The organism is Mesobacterium hydrothermale (genome assembly GCF_035818635.1).
GTDB classification, from domain to species: Bacteria; Pseudomonadota; Alphaproteobacteria; order Rhodobacterales; family Rhodobacteraceae; genus Mesobacterium_A; species Mesobacterium_A hydrothermale.
Map to the genome: position 1 here is coordinate 1 of NZ_JAYLLH010000025.1, position 14,903 is coordinate 14,903.

The window sequence follows — 14,903 nt, forward strand, 5'->3', positions numbered from 1 at the left end:
CATCAGCATGACTCGCACGGCCAGCACCAAATGGGAATCCCAATTCGGACTCGTTTGTCGCGATCAATCCACTAGTGGATGCGCCGCAGTTCCGGAACAGTGCGCGCCATGGCGCGCGGCGCGGCTGGCGATGATGGAGGGGACCGCTGAAAAGTGGACATCATCGCCAGTTCGCAACATCACGAAAACCTGATCTGGCGCAAAGACCCGACTCGGCACTGTCGCTATCCCTGAGCGCGTAAAAGGCAACGAGACGTTGGAGGTTGATATGCTTCGCCTTGCCAGTATTCTTTATTCGCTGATCGGTACAACGCTGGCCGGCAGCGCGGTGATCGCGGTTCTGACCATGGGGATGGACACGCTTCAACCGATCCTGTGGGCCGCCATCGCGGGCTTTGTCGTGGGGCTGCCGGTGACGTGGTTCGTCGCCAAGGCGATCTACAACCCCAGCTGATCCAGCAGGCCGTTCGCGGCTGTTTCGATCAGATCCAGCGCCCCGTCGAAATCCCGGGTGTAATACGGGTCCGGCACGTGGTCCGCGCCGGTGTGCGGGGCGTAATCCGTCATCAGGCGCAGTTCGGCCCCGTTTGGCGGCGCCATCCGGCGCAGATCGGACAGGTTTTGGCCGTCCATTGCAAGGATCAGGTCGAATTTCCCGAAATCCGCCACGCTGACCTGTCGCGCGCGCAGCGTCGACAGGTCATAGCCGCGCTTGGCCGCGGCCTCTTGCATCGGGCCATAGGGCGGGTTGCCGACATGCCAGTCGCCGGTGCCCGCGCTGTCAAGCTCCAGCGCCACGCCGCGGTCTTGGGCAAGCTTTCGCACTACAGCTTCGGCGCTTGGTGAACGACAGATATTGCCCAGACAGACAAACAGGATACGATGGGTCATACGCAGGCTCCTTTTGGCTTGTGCCGTTGTAACCAGTTGTCCGTCAGAGTGCCATGGTAGCCAGTAAGATCGTCATCCTCACAGGGGCCGGAATCTCGGCCGAAAGCGGGCTTGGGACCTTTCGGGACAACGGCGGGCTTTGGGACCGGCACCGGATCGAGGACGTTGCCACGCCAGAGGCGTTTGCCCGTGACCCCGACCTTGTCCACAGCTTCTATAACACCCGCCGCGCGCAGGCGGCGCAGGCTGAACCCAACCCGGCGCATTTCGCGCTGGCCTGGCTTCAGGCGGATTGGCCGGGCGAGGTGGTGATCGTCACCCAGAACGTCGACTGGTTGCACGAAAAGGCTGGCGGCACCGCGATCCACATGCATGGCGAGCTGTCTCGTGCGCTGTGTGCCAACTGCGGCCACCGGTCACCGGCTCCGCTGGTGATGACGCCGGCCGATCCCTGCCGGGCCTGCGGCGCACGGGCGACCCGGCCCGATATCGTGTGGTTCGGGGAAATCCCCTATCGGATGGAAGAGATCGCCGATCACCTGCACAGCTGTGACCTGTTCGTGGCGATCGGCACCTCGGGGCAGGTCTATCCCGCCGCCGGGTTCGTGACAGAGGCCGCCTATGCCGGGGCCAGAACGCTGGAAATCAACATGACAGACAGCGAAACTTCGGCGGCATTCGATGATCACCGCGTCGGTCTTGCCAGCCAGACCGTGCCCGCATGGGTCACGGCCCAGCTGGACGGGGTGCGTCAGTTGCTTTGACCCATGTTGCCATGGTTGTGGCCCATGTTGCCGCCCATCTTGCCGTGCATCGGCTTGCGGTCCAGATCGACCGGCACCTCGACGACGATATCGCCAGCCTTTTCAAAGGTCAGTGTCACGGTGACGATATCGCCCTGGTTCAGGGTCTTGTTCAGACCCAGGAACATCACGTGATCGCCGCCACGCGCCAGCATGTGGGTTTCGCCCGCCGGGATGACAAAGCCTTCTTCGACATGCACCATCTTCATCACGCCGTTGGCGTCGGACTGGTGGGTGTGCAGTTCGACCTTGGCGGCAACATCTGATTGCGCGTCGATCAGGCGGTCATCTTCGGCCCCGGTGTTTTCGATCGCCATGAAGGCGGCGCCGGATTTCGACATTGCGGTCGAGGCACGGGCATAGGGATCGCCAATCACGATATCGGCGAAGGCGGGCATGGCGAAAGCGGTGGCCGCGACGGCAGCCAGAACGGTCTTGAAGGTCATCTTTTTGGATCCTTGTTCGGTGATATGTCTGAAACGTCTTGGAAATTCAGACAGGCACCGGCGGCCCCCGCGCCGTGGCGGCACTGACCTCTGCGCTTTGGGGAACCTGCGCCGCGTCGCCGCGAACAACCGGGGCCCAGCGCAGGGCGACCGTTTGCAGGGTGATCGGCTGATCCGCGCCCGCAAACAGAGCGGCCACCCCGTCGGGGCAGATATGGGCCGGACCGGTCGGGTTGCCATCGGCATCCAGTTCGATTGCCACAAGGCCCTGCGCAGAGCAGATCGTGATCTGTTCCACCCCGGCCGACGCCCCGCGCGCAACGGCCAGTTCCTGGCTTGTCAAAGCCAGAACCAGCACAAGCAACAAGGTGCCAAGGCGGGGGAACATGCGCATCATCGCGGCCTTGATAACCTTCCCCCACGGGAAGGAAAAGTGCCTAAAACTGCGCCGCGACGCTTTGGCATTTCCCCCGAAGCGTCCGCGCTTGGCCCATCTTCCGCCGCAATCGTGGTGTTTCCTGTCGCGCAAACAGGACGAGTAGGCAGGCAGTACCCCCATGAATATGCAGACCTCGACAGTGATGGCCCCCCCGGCACCGCGCACGCTGGAGGACATGCAGCTCCCCATCGTGATGATGCGGGACATCGTGCTCAAGACCATCTTCCGCAAGAACACCAACACCGTGCGCGAGCTGTCCAAGGCGATCTGCCTGCCGGTCCCGGTGTCGCAGGAACTGATCGACCTGGCGCGGTCGCAGGGGCTGCTGGAAGCGATGGGCACGATGAGCGCCGCCAGCAGCAGCGAGATGTCCTATCAGCTTACCGACGGTGGCAAGGCGCGGGCGCTGGACGCGCTGTCGCAGTCGGAATATTTCGGCGCGATGCCGGTGCCCCTGGACGTTTATGCCCAGCAGGTCAAGCGCCAGTCGATCCGCAACATCCAGATCACCCGCGAACAGCTGACCAACGCGATGGGGCATCTGATTCTGCCCGATGACCTTCTGTCGAACCTTGGCCCGGCAGTCAGCGCAGGCCGGTCGATCCTTATGTATGGCCCGCCGGGCAACGGGAAATCGTCGATCTCGAACGGGATCCGCGATGCCATGGGCGACAACATCTATGTCCCGCGCGCCATCGAATACAGTGGCCAGGTCATCACCGTCTATGACCCGATCGTGCACACTGCGGTCGAAGACGACCCCGACACCGCCAGCCAGTTGCGCATCCGCACCCGGTTCGATACCCGCTATGTTCTGTGCACACGGCCGACGGTCGTGACCGGCGGGGAACTGTCGCTGAAGATGCTGGACCTGGTCTATAACCCCACCGCGCGGACATATCAGGCGCCGTTGCAGCTGAAATCCATCGGCGGGATCTTCATTGTCGACGACCTTGGCCGCCAGGCCGAGCCTCCGCAGGCGCTGGTCAACCGCTGGATCGTTCCGCTGGAAGAAGGCCGCGACATCCTTGCGCTGCAATCGGGCGAGAAATTCGAAGTCCCGTTCGACACGCTGGTGATCTTCTCGACCAACTTTCACCCGAATGAAATCTTCGACCAGGCCGCGTTGCGCCGGATCTTCTTCAAGATCAAGATCGACGGGCCGAGCCAGGAAACCTTCCTGAAGATCTTTGCCATGGTGGCACGCAAGAAAAAGCTGCAACTGGACGAGGCGAGCCTGGTCCATCTGCTGAAGAACAAATACCCGACAATCAACAACATCTTCGCCAACTACCAGCCGGTGTTCCTGATCGACCAGATGATCGCCGTTTGCGATTTCGAGGGCATCCCCTACAAGATGTCCCCCGAACTGGTTGACCGCGCCTGGGGCAACATGTTCGTCAAGGACGAAGTCATCGTGAAATAAGCCGCGCGCCACGGTCAACGCGCGCCCCACGCTTTCAAGAAAGAGGGGCACGCCCCGTCGGTCAACCCGGCGGCAACCCACCACCGACACGCACCGGCAGGGCCCGCATCCGGCCTGAAAACGCCGCAATGCCCGTGCGGCGCGGGCCGCCTGCGTCCGGCTTTGGGCGGCCTGACGGGCCCCGCACGCGACGCCGCACCGCGCCTGCATGGACTGGCGCCGGGACACCGGGGAAGTTTGTGAAAAACCCGCTTGACGCCCGCGCGTGGCTTCCTTATTCCCCGCGCACGGTCCGGCGCGGTAGCTCAGTTGGTTAGAGCGAACGACTCATAATCGTTAGGTCGGGGGTTCGAGTCCCCCCCACGCCACCACCGTTCCCCAGACAGCGACGATCCGGTCTCAGACCCAAAGCGCGTAGGCTGCGACCCAGATCGACAGCAGCACCGCGCAGACAATCGCGTAAAGCCCGTTCCAGCGCAGCCCGACGCGCCAGGCCGACACCTCGGCAAAATGGCCGACCAGCAGCACCGTCGCCGCCACGGGCGACGTCGCGCCGCACAGCGTCCAGCCCGCGGTCAGCGCCAGAACCACCGCCGCCGGGGGCACCCCCATCGCCGCGGCACTGGGCAGAAGCGGCGCAATCAGTGACACTGCAAGGATCGGGTTCATGCCCAGCTGCCCCAGCAGCGGCACCACCCAGACCATCGAGACCAGCAGCAGCACCGGCGGCACGCTGCCCAGGTCCAGCCCCAGCGACAGCAGCGCCGGGCCCAGCACATGCCCCCCCACCGTGCCGATATAGCCCGCCATCATCAGCAGCATCATCTCTCCGCTGAAGTCCTGGATTTCGCCAAAGATGTAGCGGCCGAGTTTTTCCGCCGTCGCCTGCACCGGCCTGTGGCCCGCGTTCTGGATCAGCAACCAGCCCACTGCCATCATCGGCACCAGCACCATGACCACGCCGATCACCCGCACCCCGCTGATCGTCTGCAAGACAACCACGCCGACCAGCAGAACCGCCAGCAGGATGCCCAGCGGCAGCATCGCCTCCCACCCGCCGGGGGCAGTTTGCGGCGCCGCGCGGCGGCCGCCGGACAGTTTCGGCTTGAGGATCGAGTCCAGCGCCCAGCCGGTCGCGGCCAGGATGACCCCCGACACCAGCGCCGGCAACGCCACGTTGGACCATGTCGCCCCCACGATCAGCGATGTCGAAATCGCCATGGCAAAGGACAAGGGCGACCAAGGCAACGTGGACAGCAACGCCCGGTCGATCGCCAAGAGCATGCGCCGGGTGCGGATCGCGCGGATTTCCGGGTCCTGCTCGGTCTTGGCGCTGGCCACGGCCAGCGTGCCCAGCAATTGCAGCGAACCATAGTTCAGCAGCAGCGAAAACGCCTGCCCGCCGACGGTCAGCGCAAGATAGCGCCGCCCCGGTTTCTGCGCGGCCAGAACCGCGCCCGCCTTCTGGATCGACGCATCGCCCTGCGCCACCGATTTCAGCACCGTGATCGCGGTGAAAAACGCGGCAATGAACGCGGCGGTCGAAAGACCGGCGACAACCGTCTTGCCCCAGTCCGCGTCGGTGAACAGCAGCATCCCCGTCAGGATCAGCGCCAGCCCGACAAAGGCCAGCCGCGTCCGTTTCACCCACGTGCACAGCTCGACGATCAGCGCCAGCGTGACACCGGCCTTGGCATAGGTGACCCAGTCACCGCCCAGCCCCCATTGCCCCATGATCGCAAGCCCGGTCAGGATCAGCAGCAGCAGCCCGGACAGCAGGTCACGTTTCGGCGTGGTGGTCATGGCCGCCCCCGGGGGGCGACGCGTGTATCGCGGCGTGGCATCTGGGATCTTGCTTTGCGAACAGGCGGGTGTCGTCTTTGTCGCACCCCTGCCGGTCAGTGCCAAGGGTTAAACCGCCCGTTTCAATGCACCTTTTGCAACCCTGCCCCGACAGGTTTGCAGCCCTGCGCGGTCAGGCAGCCTGTCGCCGGTTGTCGATGGCCGCGCGGCACCAGGCTTCCAGCGCGGCGGCCGTCGGGGCCACCTGTTCGGCCATGCCGCCGCAGAAGGAGTCGAACGCTTCGGCATAGCCCGGGTTCAGCCCGACCAGCACCGGCACCTCAAGTTCCAACGCCTGCGCGATCACCTCTCGGAACCCCCGGCCTTCGGATTCGTGCCGCCCGAACTTGTTCACGATCAGCAGGTCGCTGTCCGCCGTCAGCCGCAGCCCGGCTTCGCCCACGGCGGTTTCCAGCGCGGTCGGGTCCAGTGTGCAGCCCGCCGCCCCGGACCCAAGGCGTTGAGAAATCCGCATCACCGGTCCGTTGGGCAGCACCCGCAGGTCCATGTCGCATTTCTCGGACCCCGCACGTTCGACGTTTTCCTGCACCGCGCCCGCCAGGCGCCAGCCCTGCGCCAGCCCGCGCGCGGCAAGCCCCGACAACAGCAGGTCAAGGGAACCCCGGCCCGGCAGCGTGACATAGGCGAATTGCATCGCATCCTCCGAAAATCCGGCGGACCATGCCAGCATTCGCACCGAATCGCCAGCCTGCCCCGTTGCCGCAGGCGCTCAGCCCCTGGTCCAGTCGCGCAGCGCGATGCCCCGCGCGGCACACTCGACCAGCAGATCACCGGGTCGCCAGACCAGCGGGTCTTCACGTTCCAACGCGCGCACCCCGTCCAGCACCTGCGCCACCCCGACCTGATCGGCATGGCACATCAGCCCGCCACGCCAGCGCGGAAAGCCATAGCCGTGCACGGTGACAAGGTCGATGTCGCTGGCCGTCTGCGCGATGCCGTCCCACAGGATCCCTGCCGCCTCGTTGATCATCGCCAGTACCAGCCTGTGCGCGATCTCTTCGGCGGAAAATGCCCGCCGGGTCACCCCCGCCCTGGCGGACTCGTCCCGCACCAGCGCCTCGACCGCCGGGTCAACCGCCTTGCGTCCGTCGTCATAGCGATACCAGCCAGCGCCGGTCTTCTTGCCCAGCCGCCCCTCGGCGACCAGCCGGTCGCCAATCGCAACATACCGCCGGTTCGGGTCGCGCGTCGCGTCCTGCCGCCGCCGGTTGGCATGGGCGATATCCAGCCCCGACAGGTCCTGCGCCTCGTACGGCCCCATGGCATAGCCGAACCCGGTCATCGCCGCGTCAACCTCTGCCGGGGTGGCCCCGTCGATCAGCAACGTATCCGCCGCCTCGCGATAGCGGGCAAGGATGCGGTTGCCGATGAACCCGTCGCACACCCCTGCCAGCACCGGGATCTTGCGCAGCGTCTTCGCCAGCCCGAACCCCGTCGCAAGCGCCTCGTCCGAACTGGCGTCACCGCGCACGATTTCCAGCAGCTTCATGATATGGGCGGGCGCAAAGAAATGCAGGCCCACCAGCCGCGACGGGTCGTCCAGCCCGGCGGCGATCTGGTTCACGTCAAGGTAGGACGTGTTGGTCGCCAGCACCGTGTCCGGCCCGCAGGCGGCCTGCAACCGGGCAAAGACCGCGTGTTTCACGCCCATGTCCTCGAACACCGCCTCGATGGCCAGATCGACACCCTGTGCGGCGCCGTAATCCGTGGTCGCGGCAAACCGTGCGCGCCGCGCTTCGGCCCCGGCCTCGTCGATCAGGCCGCGCTTCAGGCTGGTCGCGATCAGCCCGTCGACATTCGCCTGCGCCCGCGCCACCGCGGCGGCATCCGTTTCCAGCAGGGTCACCGCGATCCCGGCATTCAGCAGGGCATAGGCGATCCCCGACCCCATCGTGCCGCCACCGACCACCGCCGCGCGGGTCACCGCGCGCCCGCTGGCGGCGATGGATTTCGGCTGCCGCGCGCCACGTTCGGTGAAAAAGATGTGGCGCAGCGCCCTGGCCTCTGCCCCCTGCCGCAACGACAGGAAGGTCTCGCGCTCGACCGTCATGCCCTGTGCCAGCGGCACGTCCTGCGCCAGCGCCAGCAGGTCAATCGCCCGCAACGGCGCGCCCTGCCCGCGCATCTTGCGCCCGGCAGTCCTGCGCGCGGCGTCGAACGCGGCGGCCTCTGCCCGGGTCACGTCGCGCGCGCCCACCGGCACCGCCGCGGCCAGTACGTCATCGCCCAGGGCCAGCGCCGCCGCCTGCGGATCGTCGGCGACCATATCGACCAAGCCGATGCCCCGCGCGGCCTGTCCCGACAGCGCCTTGCCGCTCGGGATCAGGTCCAGCGCCTGCTCCATCCCGACCAGACGCGGCAGGCGCTGCGTGCCGCCCGCCCCCGGCACCACGCCAAGGATCACTTCGGGGAAACCGATCTGCGCGTCGGCCCGCGCGATGCGATAGCGGCAAGCCAGGGCAATTTCCGCCCCGCCCCCCAATGCCGGCCCGTGGATCGCGGCAATCCACGGCACCGCGCTGGATTCGATCCGGTTCAGAACGTCAGGCAGATGCGGCGGCTCTGGCGGGAAATCGAATTCCTTGGCGTCGGCGCCAGCGGCAAAACCGCGCCCGGCGCCCGACAGGATGACCCGCGATACGCCTTCCGCCTCGGCCCGGTCGACCGCATCCAGCAAGCCCTGCCGCATCGCCTGACCGATGGCATTTACCGGCGGGCTGTCCAGTTCGACAAACCCGACCATCCCGTCCCTGCGCCATGTCACCGCCATATCCGTCCCTCCCCTGAGTTGCGCGCGATCATGCACGAAAGTTCAGGGGAGCCAACCGGTTGGGCAGAATTTCGCGGCGTCAGAAATCCAGGTTCTCGACGCTCAGGGCGTTCTGCTGAATGAATTCGCGGCGCGGCTCGACCACGTCGCCCATCAGCTTGGTGAACAGGTCATCGGCTTCGGCCACGTCGTCGATCCGCACCTGCAACAGCGTCCGCGCATCCGGGTCCAGCGTGGTTTCCCACAGCTGGCCGGGGTTCATTTCGCCCAACCCCTTGTAGCGCTGAAGGGCAAGGCCCTTTTCGCCCTCTTCCAGGATCGCGGCCAGCAGATCCAGGGGGCCATGGATCAACTGCCGCCGGTCCTTGCGTTCCAGCGTGGCCGGCTGTTCATAGACCGCCCGCAAAGACTGGGTGAAACTGCCCGTCCTGCGCGCCTCGCCCGACCGCAGCATCGGGCCGTCCAGCGTCCGCACCTCTTCGACCCCGCGCAGGATTCGTGCCAGCCGGATGCCACGGTCCTGCGTGATCCGGCCGGTCCAGCCGCGTTCGTATTCACGAGCGATCAGGTCCAGCCGCTTGGCCACCGTATCGGCCACGCCTTGCAGGTTGGCATCGACCGCGCCGGGCACGAAGGCCCCGGCAATCGCCGCCTGCTCCAGGATGTGACGCGGGTAATGCGTCGGGAAGGCATCCAGCACGCGCTTCAGTTGCCGCGCCTCGTCGACCACGCGCACAAGGTCCTGACCTATGATCGCCTCGCCGTTGCCCTGGATCAGGCGCGCGCCCTCGATCCCTTGCTGGATCAGGTAGTCATCCAGCGCCGCCTGGTCTTTCAGATAGACCTCGGACTTGCCGCGGCTGACCTTGAACAGCGGCGGCTGCGCAATATACAAAAAACCGCCCTCGATCAGTTCGGGCATCTGGCGATAGAAGAACGTCAGCAGCAGCGTCCGGATGTGCGCGCCGTCCACGTCCGCATCGGTCATGATGATGATCTTGTGATAGCGCAGCTTGGCGATGTTGAATTCGTCCCGGCCAATGCCGGTGCCCAGCGCCATGACAAGGTTGCCAATTTCCTGGCTGCCCAGCATCCGGTCGAACCGCGCCCGTTCCACGTTCAGGATTTTCCCGCGCAGTGGCAGCACCGCCTGCGTGCCCCGGTCCCGCCCCGTCTGCGCCGAGCCGCCGGCCGAATCCCCCTCGACCAGGAACAGTTCGGTCTTGGACGGGTCCTTTTCGGAACAGTCCTTCAGCTTGGCGGCGTTGAAACTGACGTCCAGAGCGGTCTTGCGGCGGGTCAGTTCGCGCGCCTTGCGGGCGGCTTCGCGGGCCAGCGCGGCCTCGACGATCTTGCCGACGATCTGCTTGGCCTGGGTCGGGTTTTCCTCGAACCATTCGCCCAGCTTTTCATTCATCAGCCCTTCGACCGCCGGGCGCACCTCGGAACTGACAAGCTTGTCCTTGGTCTGGCTGGAAAACTTCGGGTCCGGCACCTTGACCGACAGCACGCAGGTCAGCCCTTCGCGGGCATCGTCGCCGGTAAAGTTCACCTTTTCCTTCTTCGCGATCCCCGAGGTCTGGGCATAGCTGTTGATCGTTCGGGTCAGCGCCCCGCGGAACCCCGCAAGGTGCGTGCCGCCATCGCGCTGCGGGATGTTGTTGGTAAAGGGCAGCACCGTTTCGTGATAGCTGTCGTTCCACCACATCGCGATTTCCACGCCGATCCCGTCGCGTTCGCCCGACATGTAGATCGGTTCGGGCATCACCGCGGCCTTGGACCGGTCCAGATACTTGACGAATTCGCGCACGCCGCCTTCGAAAAACAGCTCCTTGCGCACCGGCTCCGCCGGGCGTTCGTCTTCCAGGATGATGCGCACCCCGGAATTCAGGAAGGCCAGTTCGCGCAGCCGCTTTTCCAGCGTGTCAAAACTGTACTCGAGGTTGGAAAACGTGCCGTCCGGTCGCTGGGTCTTGGCGGACGCCATGAACCGCACCTCGGTGCCCTTTTCGCCCACGGCCTCGCCGACCACGCGCAGGTGCTCGGTGGTTTCGCCGTTTTCAAACCGGGCGAAATGTTCCTTGCCGTTGCGCCAGACCCGCAATTCCAGCCAGTCCGACAGTGCGTTCACCACAGACACGCCGACGCCGTGCAGGCCGCCCGACACCTTGTAGCTGTTCTGGTCGAATTTCCCGCCGGCGTGCAGTTGGGTCATGATGACCTCGGCCGCGGACACGCCTTCCTCAGTGTGCATATCGACAGGAATCCCGCGCCCGTTGTCACGCACCGACACGCTGGAATCGGCATGGATTTTCACGCTGACAAAGTCGGCGTGCCCGGCCAGCGCCTCGTCGATGCCGTTATCGACGACCTCGTACACCATGTGGTGCAGGCCAGAGCCGTCGTCGGTGTCGCCGATATACATGCCGGGCCGTTTGCGAACGGCCTCCAACCCCTTGAGAACCTTGATCGAATCCGCACCGTATTCCTGGGGGTTGCCTGCCTGTTCGGACATTCTGAATTCCCTTGCTTTTCTTTGCGCTTTTATAGGGGTTTGCCGGGGGGTTGTCACGCAGATGACACAAGATTTAGGGGCGCGCACACCGTGCCCGCAGGGCGTGTTTCAAACCAAACGCGCGCTATCCGGCGACCCGGGCCAACCGCCCGGGAATCCCCGGCGCGTCGGCCACGCCCGCCAGCCGCAGCATGTGCCAGGCCAGAACCTGATTGCTGGACAGAACCGGCAGCCCCAGCCGCGCCTCCAGCGGGGCGATGACCTCCAGCGTGCGCAGGTTGGTGCAGGACAAGAACAGCGCGTCGATCCCGCCCCGGGCCGCCAAGGTTTCTGCCGCGTTGCAGATCGACGGCGCGTCGATGCGCACGACCCGCGCCTCTATCTCTTCCTCGAAGGACCCGAAGACAGGGGTCTCCACCCCGGCTTCGGCCAGCACCTGCCGCAGCCGGTCCGACACCTCTGCGACATAGGGCGACAACAGCCCCAGCCGGGTGATCCCCAGCGCCCCGCAGGCCGCCAGAAGCGCCGTCACCGGATCGCTGACCGCCCGCGCGTTCACGCCGTCGCGCACCATGGACGCCACCCGCGCGGTCCCGATCCCCGCCGCGCCCGAGGTGCAGGCATAGGCCACCGCGTCGAACGCCCCGCCCCGGGGCAGACGCCCGGCGGCGGCGCCCAGATGCGCCTCCATCGCGCGGATGCTGTCAGCGGTCAGTTCCTCGCCCGACGGCACCCGCGTCACCAGCCATTCGGTGGTGGCCGGGATCATCCGGCGGAAATCGCCCTCGATGGTTTCATCCGCCTGCAGCACGATCAGCCCCAGCCGAGGCAGGTCCGCCTTGGCCAGGGAAAACGCGAACCGCATGGCTCAGCGCGCCGCGCGGCAGTTCGCCAGCTGCGCCTGGTAGGTGACAGAGCGGTCCGCCACCTCTTGCGACACCCGCAGCAGCCAGGATTTGCTGTTGTGCGACCCGCGGCGATAGCCCGTGCGCCCTTCGTGATAGGCAAGGTAATGGCCGCGCGCATCGGTCAGCGGAATGCCCAGCTGGTCACGCGATTGCGCCATGTACCAGCCCATGAAATCGGTGGCGTCGCGGATGTTGTCGCGCTTGGCGCTCCATTTGCCGGTGGCGCGCTGGTATTCCTCCCAGGTGCCGTCCAGCGCCTGGCTGTAGCCATAGGCCGAGCTTTGCCGCCCGACCGGGATCACCCCCAGCTTGAACCGCAGCGGCGTGCGCGCATTGGCGACGAATTTGCTTTCCTGATAGATGGTGGCCATCTGCACGTGCATTGGCACGCCCCATTTGCGTTCCGTCGCACGGAACGCCCGGGCATACCCTTTGCGCTGTTCCAGGATCGAACACGCATTGTCCAGGTTGCGCGGCGCCGAATAGTTGCGGCCGCCCCCGCAAGAGGCCACCAACAGGATGATCAGCAACGCGCGAAGAGATCTGCTCATCTGCCTCTCGCTTTGGTTATTATGTTTTTCGGTGCGTGGCAGTGTAGCGGATCGGCGCAAAGGGGGAAATCACATTATTGCCTGATTCCCGGCCGCGATCGTTCCCCGGACGCAAACACTGGCTGGAATCCGCCAAAACTGCACTGTAACAGGCTGGTTCACACACTGTTTCCTTGGAAAAATGTGTCAAAAGTTGGACAAAATGCGTCTGATCATGCAGAAGGAAAGCGGGGAAAAGGAAGACTGACCATGCACGCCTCTCGCGCCAAATATCACTTGGGCCAGATCGTTCGACACCGAAAGCACCCCTTCCGTGGGGTCGTGTTCGACGTGGATGCCGAATTCAACAACACCGAAGAATGGTACCAGGCGATCCCGGAAGACAGCCGGCCGAAGAAGCAGCAGCCGTTTTACCACCTGCTGGCCGAGAACGACAAGAATTACTACGTCGCCTATGTTTCGGAACAAAACCTCATCGCCGATTATTCGGGCCAGCCGGTCGAGCACCCCGACCTGCCGGACCTTTTCGGCCGGTTCGAGGATGGCAGCTACGAGTTGCAGTTCCAGATGAACTGACGTTTCAGATTTGACGAGTCGCTCACTCGGTCAATCAGGAAGAGCCCCGCGATTCGTAGCGCGGGGCTCTTTTTTGTGCGACGCATCGTGCCAGCGCGGCCCGATCAGTACCCGAAGGCGCAGCCGTCCTTGCGTGGGTCCGATGCGCCTTCCAGCACACCGCTGTCGTGAATGCGGATCGCCTGAGCACCGCCGATCGGCGTGTCAGGCACCACCACATCGTGGCCCATCTCGGCCAGTTCTGCCCGCACCGCCTCGGAATAGCCGCGCTCGACCTTCAGCTTGCCCGCATCGGCAAAGCTGCGCGGCGCGTCCAGCGCATCCTGTGGGTCCATGCCGAAATCGGCGATGTTCGACAGCACGCGCACGTGGCCGTTGGGCTGGTATTGCCCGCCCATCACACCATAGGGCATCACCACCTTGCCGCCTTCGCACAGCATGGCAGGAATGATCGTGTGCATCGGGCGCTTGCCGCCCGCCATTTCGTTGCGGTGCCCCTCTTGCAGGGTAAAGCCCGCACCACGGTTTTGCAGCAGGATGCCGAACTTTTCCGACGCGATTCCCGATCCGAACCCGTGGAAGATCGAATAGATCAGCGAAACCGCCATCCTGTCGCGGTCGACCACGGTGATATAGATCGTGTCCTTGTGCACCGCCTCGGACAGGGCGGCGGGCCCGGCCATCGCCCGCTTGGGGTCGATCAGCGCCGCCAGCGCCCGGGCGGTGTCCATATCCAGCATATGTTCCAGCCGATCGGTCACCGACGCGTCGGCGATGAACCGGTTGCGCGCGTCATAGGCCAGCTTGGCCGCCTCCGCCTCGATATGTGCGCGCTCGGCACCAAAGGGATCCATGGCGGCGATGTCGAACTGCGCCAGGATGTTCATCAGCAAGATCGCGGTAGCGCCCTGCCCGTTCGGCGGATGCTCCATCAGCTCGCGCCCCTTGTAGAACCCGGCAATCGGGTCGCCCGGGGTGGCTTCGGCCGCGGCGAAATCCTCCAGCGTATGGACGCCGCCCAGCGCCGTCAGCGCCGCGACCATGTCCTCGGCCACTTCGCCGGTATAGAATGCGTCACGCCCGTCTCTGGCGACGCGGCGCAGCACTTCGGCCTGCCCGGTCAGACGGAACATGTCGCCCACCTTTGGCGCCTTGCCATCCAGCAGGAACCACTTGCGCGCCGCCCCTTGCAGCACCGGTGCGTCATTGGCCCAGTCGAACGCCACGCGCGGGGCGATCGGCACGCCTTCGTCGCAATAGTGGATCGCGGGGGCCAGGCTGTCGGCCAGCCCCAGCTTGCCCCACTCTGCCGACATCCGGCAGAAAGCGTCCATTGCGCCAGGGATCGTCACCGCCTCGGGCCCGTTCAGCGGCACCGTGGCATGGCCCGCCGCGCGCAGCGCCGCCGCGCTGGCCGCCGCGGGTGCCCGGCCCGACCCGTTCATCGCCAGAACCTGATCGCTGCCGGCCGGCGACACCAGCGCAAAGCAGTCCCCGCCGATCCCGGTCATCTGCGGCTCGCACAGGCCCAGCAGAACGGCCCCGGCAATCGCCGCGTCCATCGCGTTGCCGCCCTGTTTCAGGATGTCGATCGCCGCGCCTGCCGCCAGCGGGTGCGACGTGGCGCAGACGCCGTTCGTGGCCAGAACCGGCGACCGGCCCGGAAAATGAAAATCTCGCATGTGGGAACCCCCGTCGTTTTGCCGGACAATAGC

Annotated in this window: 15 protein-coding genes and 1 tRNA gene; 6 read left to right on the plus strand and 10 right to left on the minus strand. The window is 65.4% G+C overall.

Features of this window, described 5'->3' with window-relative positions; genetic code table 11:
- Both VK792_RS14990 and VK792_RS14995 read left to right on the plus strand, forming a co-directional pair.
- Positions 1-193 (plus strand): hypothetical protein (locus VK792_RS14990; protein WP_326298482.1); only part of this gene is annotated, 193 nt, incomplete at its 5' end.
- Positions 194-268: 75 nt separating this feature from the next.
- The gene (locus VK792_RS14995; RefSeq protein ID WP_326298484.1) at positions 269-454 is read left to right on the plus strand and encodes a CTP synthetase; all 186 of its coding nucleotides are present in this window, start codon (positions 269-271) and stop codon (positions 452-454) included.
- Here the strand turns inward: VK792_RS14995 and VK792_RS15000 are convergent.
- Positions 439-891, minus strand: a complete 453-nt coding sequence (locus VK792_RS15000; protein ID WP_326298485.1) for a low molecular weight protein-tyrosine-phosphatase — start codon at positions 889-891, stop codon at positions 439-441. The genes VK792_RS14995 and VK792_RS15000 overlap by 16 nt on opposite strands.
- 53 nt (positions 892-944) lie before the next feature.
- Between VK792_RS15000 and VK792_RS15005 the strand changes: the two genes are divergently transcribed.
- Complete coding sequence (locus tag VK792_RS15005) at positions 945-1,655, plus strand: NAD-dependent deacylase (protein WP_326298487.1); 711 nt, start codon at positions 945-947, stop codon at positions 1,653-1,655.
- Here the strand turns inward: VK792_RS15005 and VK792_RS15010 are convergent.
- Complete coding sequence (locus VK792_RS15010; protein WP_326298489.1) at positions 1,643-2,140, minus strand: copper chaperone PCu(A)C; 498 nt, start codon at positions 2,138-2,140, stop codon at positions 1,643-1,645. The two genes, VK792_RS15005 and VK792_RS15010, sit on opposite strands and share 13 nt — an antisense overlap.
- 46 nt (positions 2,141-2,186) lie before the next feature.
- Entirely contained in the window at positions 2,187-2,534 is a 348-nt protein-coding gene (locus VK792_RS15015; RefSeq protein ID WP_326298491.1) for a hypothetical protein, read from the minus strand.
- Positions 2,535-2,697: 163 nt separating this feature from the next.
- On the opposite strand from VK792_RS15015, the gene VK792_RS15020 reads away from it, so the two are divergent.
- Both VK792_RS15020 and VK792_RS15025 read left to right on the plus strand, forming a co-directional pair.
- Positions 2,698-4,005, plus strand: coding sequence for a DUF8689 domain-containing protein (locus VK792_RS15020; protein ID WP_326298492.1), 1,308 nt, complete (start codon positions 2,698-2,700; stop codon positions 4,003-4,005).
- 294 nt (positions 4,006-4,299) lie between these two features.
- Positions 4,300-4,376: transfer RNA gene (locus tag VK792_RS15025), tRNA-Met, on the plus strand.
- Between the two features lie 28 nt (positions 4,377-4,404).
- Here VK792_RS15025 and VK792_RS15030 read toward each other — a convergent pair.
- The 6 genes from VK792_RS15030 to VK792_RS15055 form a co-directional block, all read right to left on the minus strand.
- On the minus strand, positions 4,405-5,808 hold the full coding sequence (locus VK792_RS15030; protein WP_326298493.1) for a hypothetical protein: 1,404 nt from the start codon (positions 5,806-5,808) through the stop codon (positions 4,405-4,407).
- Between the two features lie 172 nt (positions 5,809-5,980).
- Positions 5,981-6,538 (minus strand): DUF2478 domain-containing protein, encoded by a 558-nt coding sequence (locus tag VK792_RS15035; RefSeq protein ID WP_326298495.1) that lies wholly within the window; start codon positions 6,536-6,538, stop codon positions 5,981-5,983.
- A 39-nt stretch (positions 6,539-6,577) separates the two neighbouring features.
- On the minus strand, positions 6,578-8,638 hold the full coding sequence (locus tag VK792_RS15040) for a 3-hydroxyacyl-CoA dehydrogenase NAD-binding domain-containing protein (RefSeq protein WP_326298497.1): 2,061 nt from the start codon (positions 8,636-8,638) through the stop codon (positions 6,578-6,580).
- 79 nt (positions 8,639-8,717) lie between these two features.
- Positions 8,718-11,153, minus strand: coding sequence for a DNA topoisomerase (ATP-hydrolyzing) subunit B (gyrB, locus tag VK792_RS15045; protein ID WP_326298499.1), 2,436 nt, complete (start codon positions 11,151-11,153; stop codon positions 8,718-8,720).
- Between the two features lie 124 nt (positions 11,154-11,277).
- On the minus strand, positions 11,278-12,018 hold the full coding sequence (locus VK792_RS15050; protein ID WP_326298501.1) for a maleate cis-trans isomerase family protein: 741 nt from the start codon (positions 12,016-12,018) through the stop codon (positions 11,278-11,280).
- A 3-nt stretch (positions 12,019-12,021) separates the two neighbouring features.
- The gene (locus tag VK792_RS15055) at positions 12,022-12,612 is read right to left on the minus strand and encodes a transglycosylase SLT domain-containing protein (protein ID WP_326298503.1); all 591 of its coding nucleotides are present in this window, start codon (positions 12,610-12,612) and stop codon (positions 12,022-12,024) included.
- A gap of 249 nt (positions 12,613-12,861) precedes the next feature.
- Between VK792_RS15055 and hspQ the strand changes: the two genes are divergently transcribed.
- Entirely contained in the window at positions 12,862-13,188 is a 327-nt protein-coding gene (hspQ, locus tag VK792_RS15060) for a heat shock protein HspQ (protein ID WP_326298505.1), read from the plus strand.
- Between the two features lie 104 nt (positions 13,189-13,292).
- Here hspQ and VK792_RS15065 read toward each other — a convergent pair whose 3' ends face one another.
- Positions 13,293-14,870 (minus strand): gamma-glutamyltransferase family protein, encoded by a 1,578-nt coding sequence (locus VK792_RS15065; protein ID WP_326298507.1) that lies wholly within the window; start codon positions 14,868-14,870, stop codon positions 13,293-13,295.
- Positions 14,871-14,903: the final 33 nt, after the last annotated feature.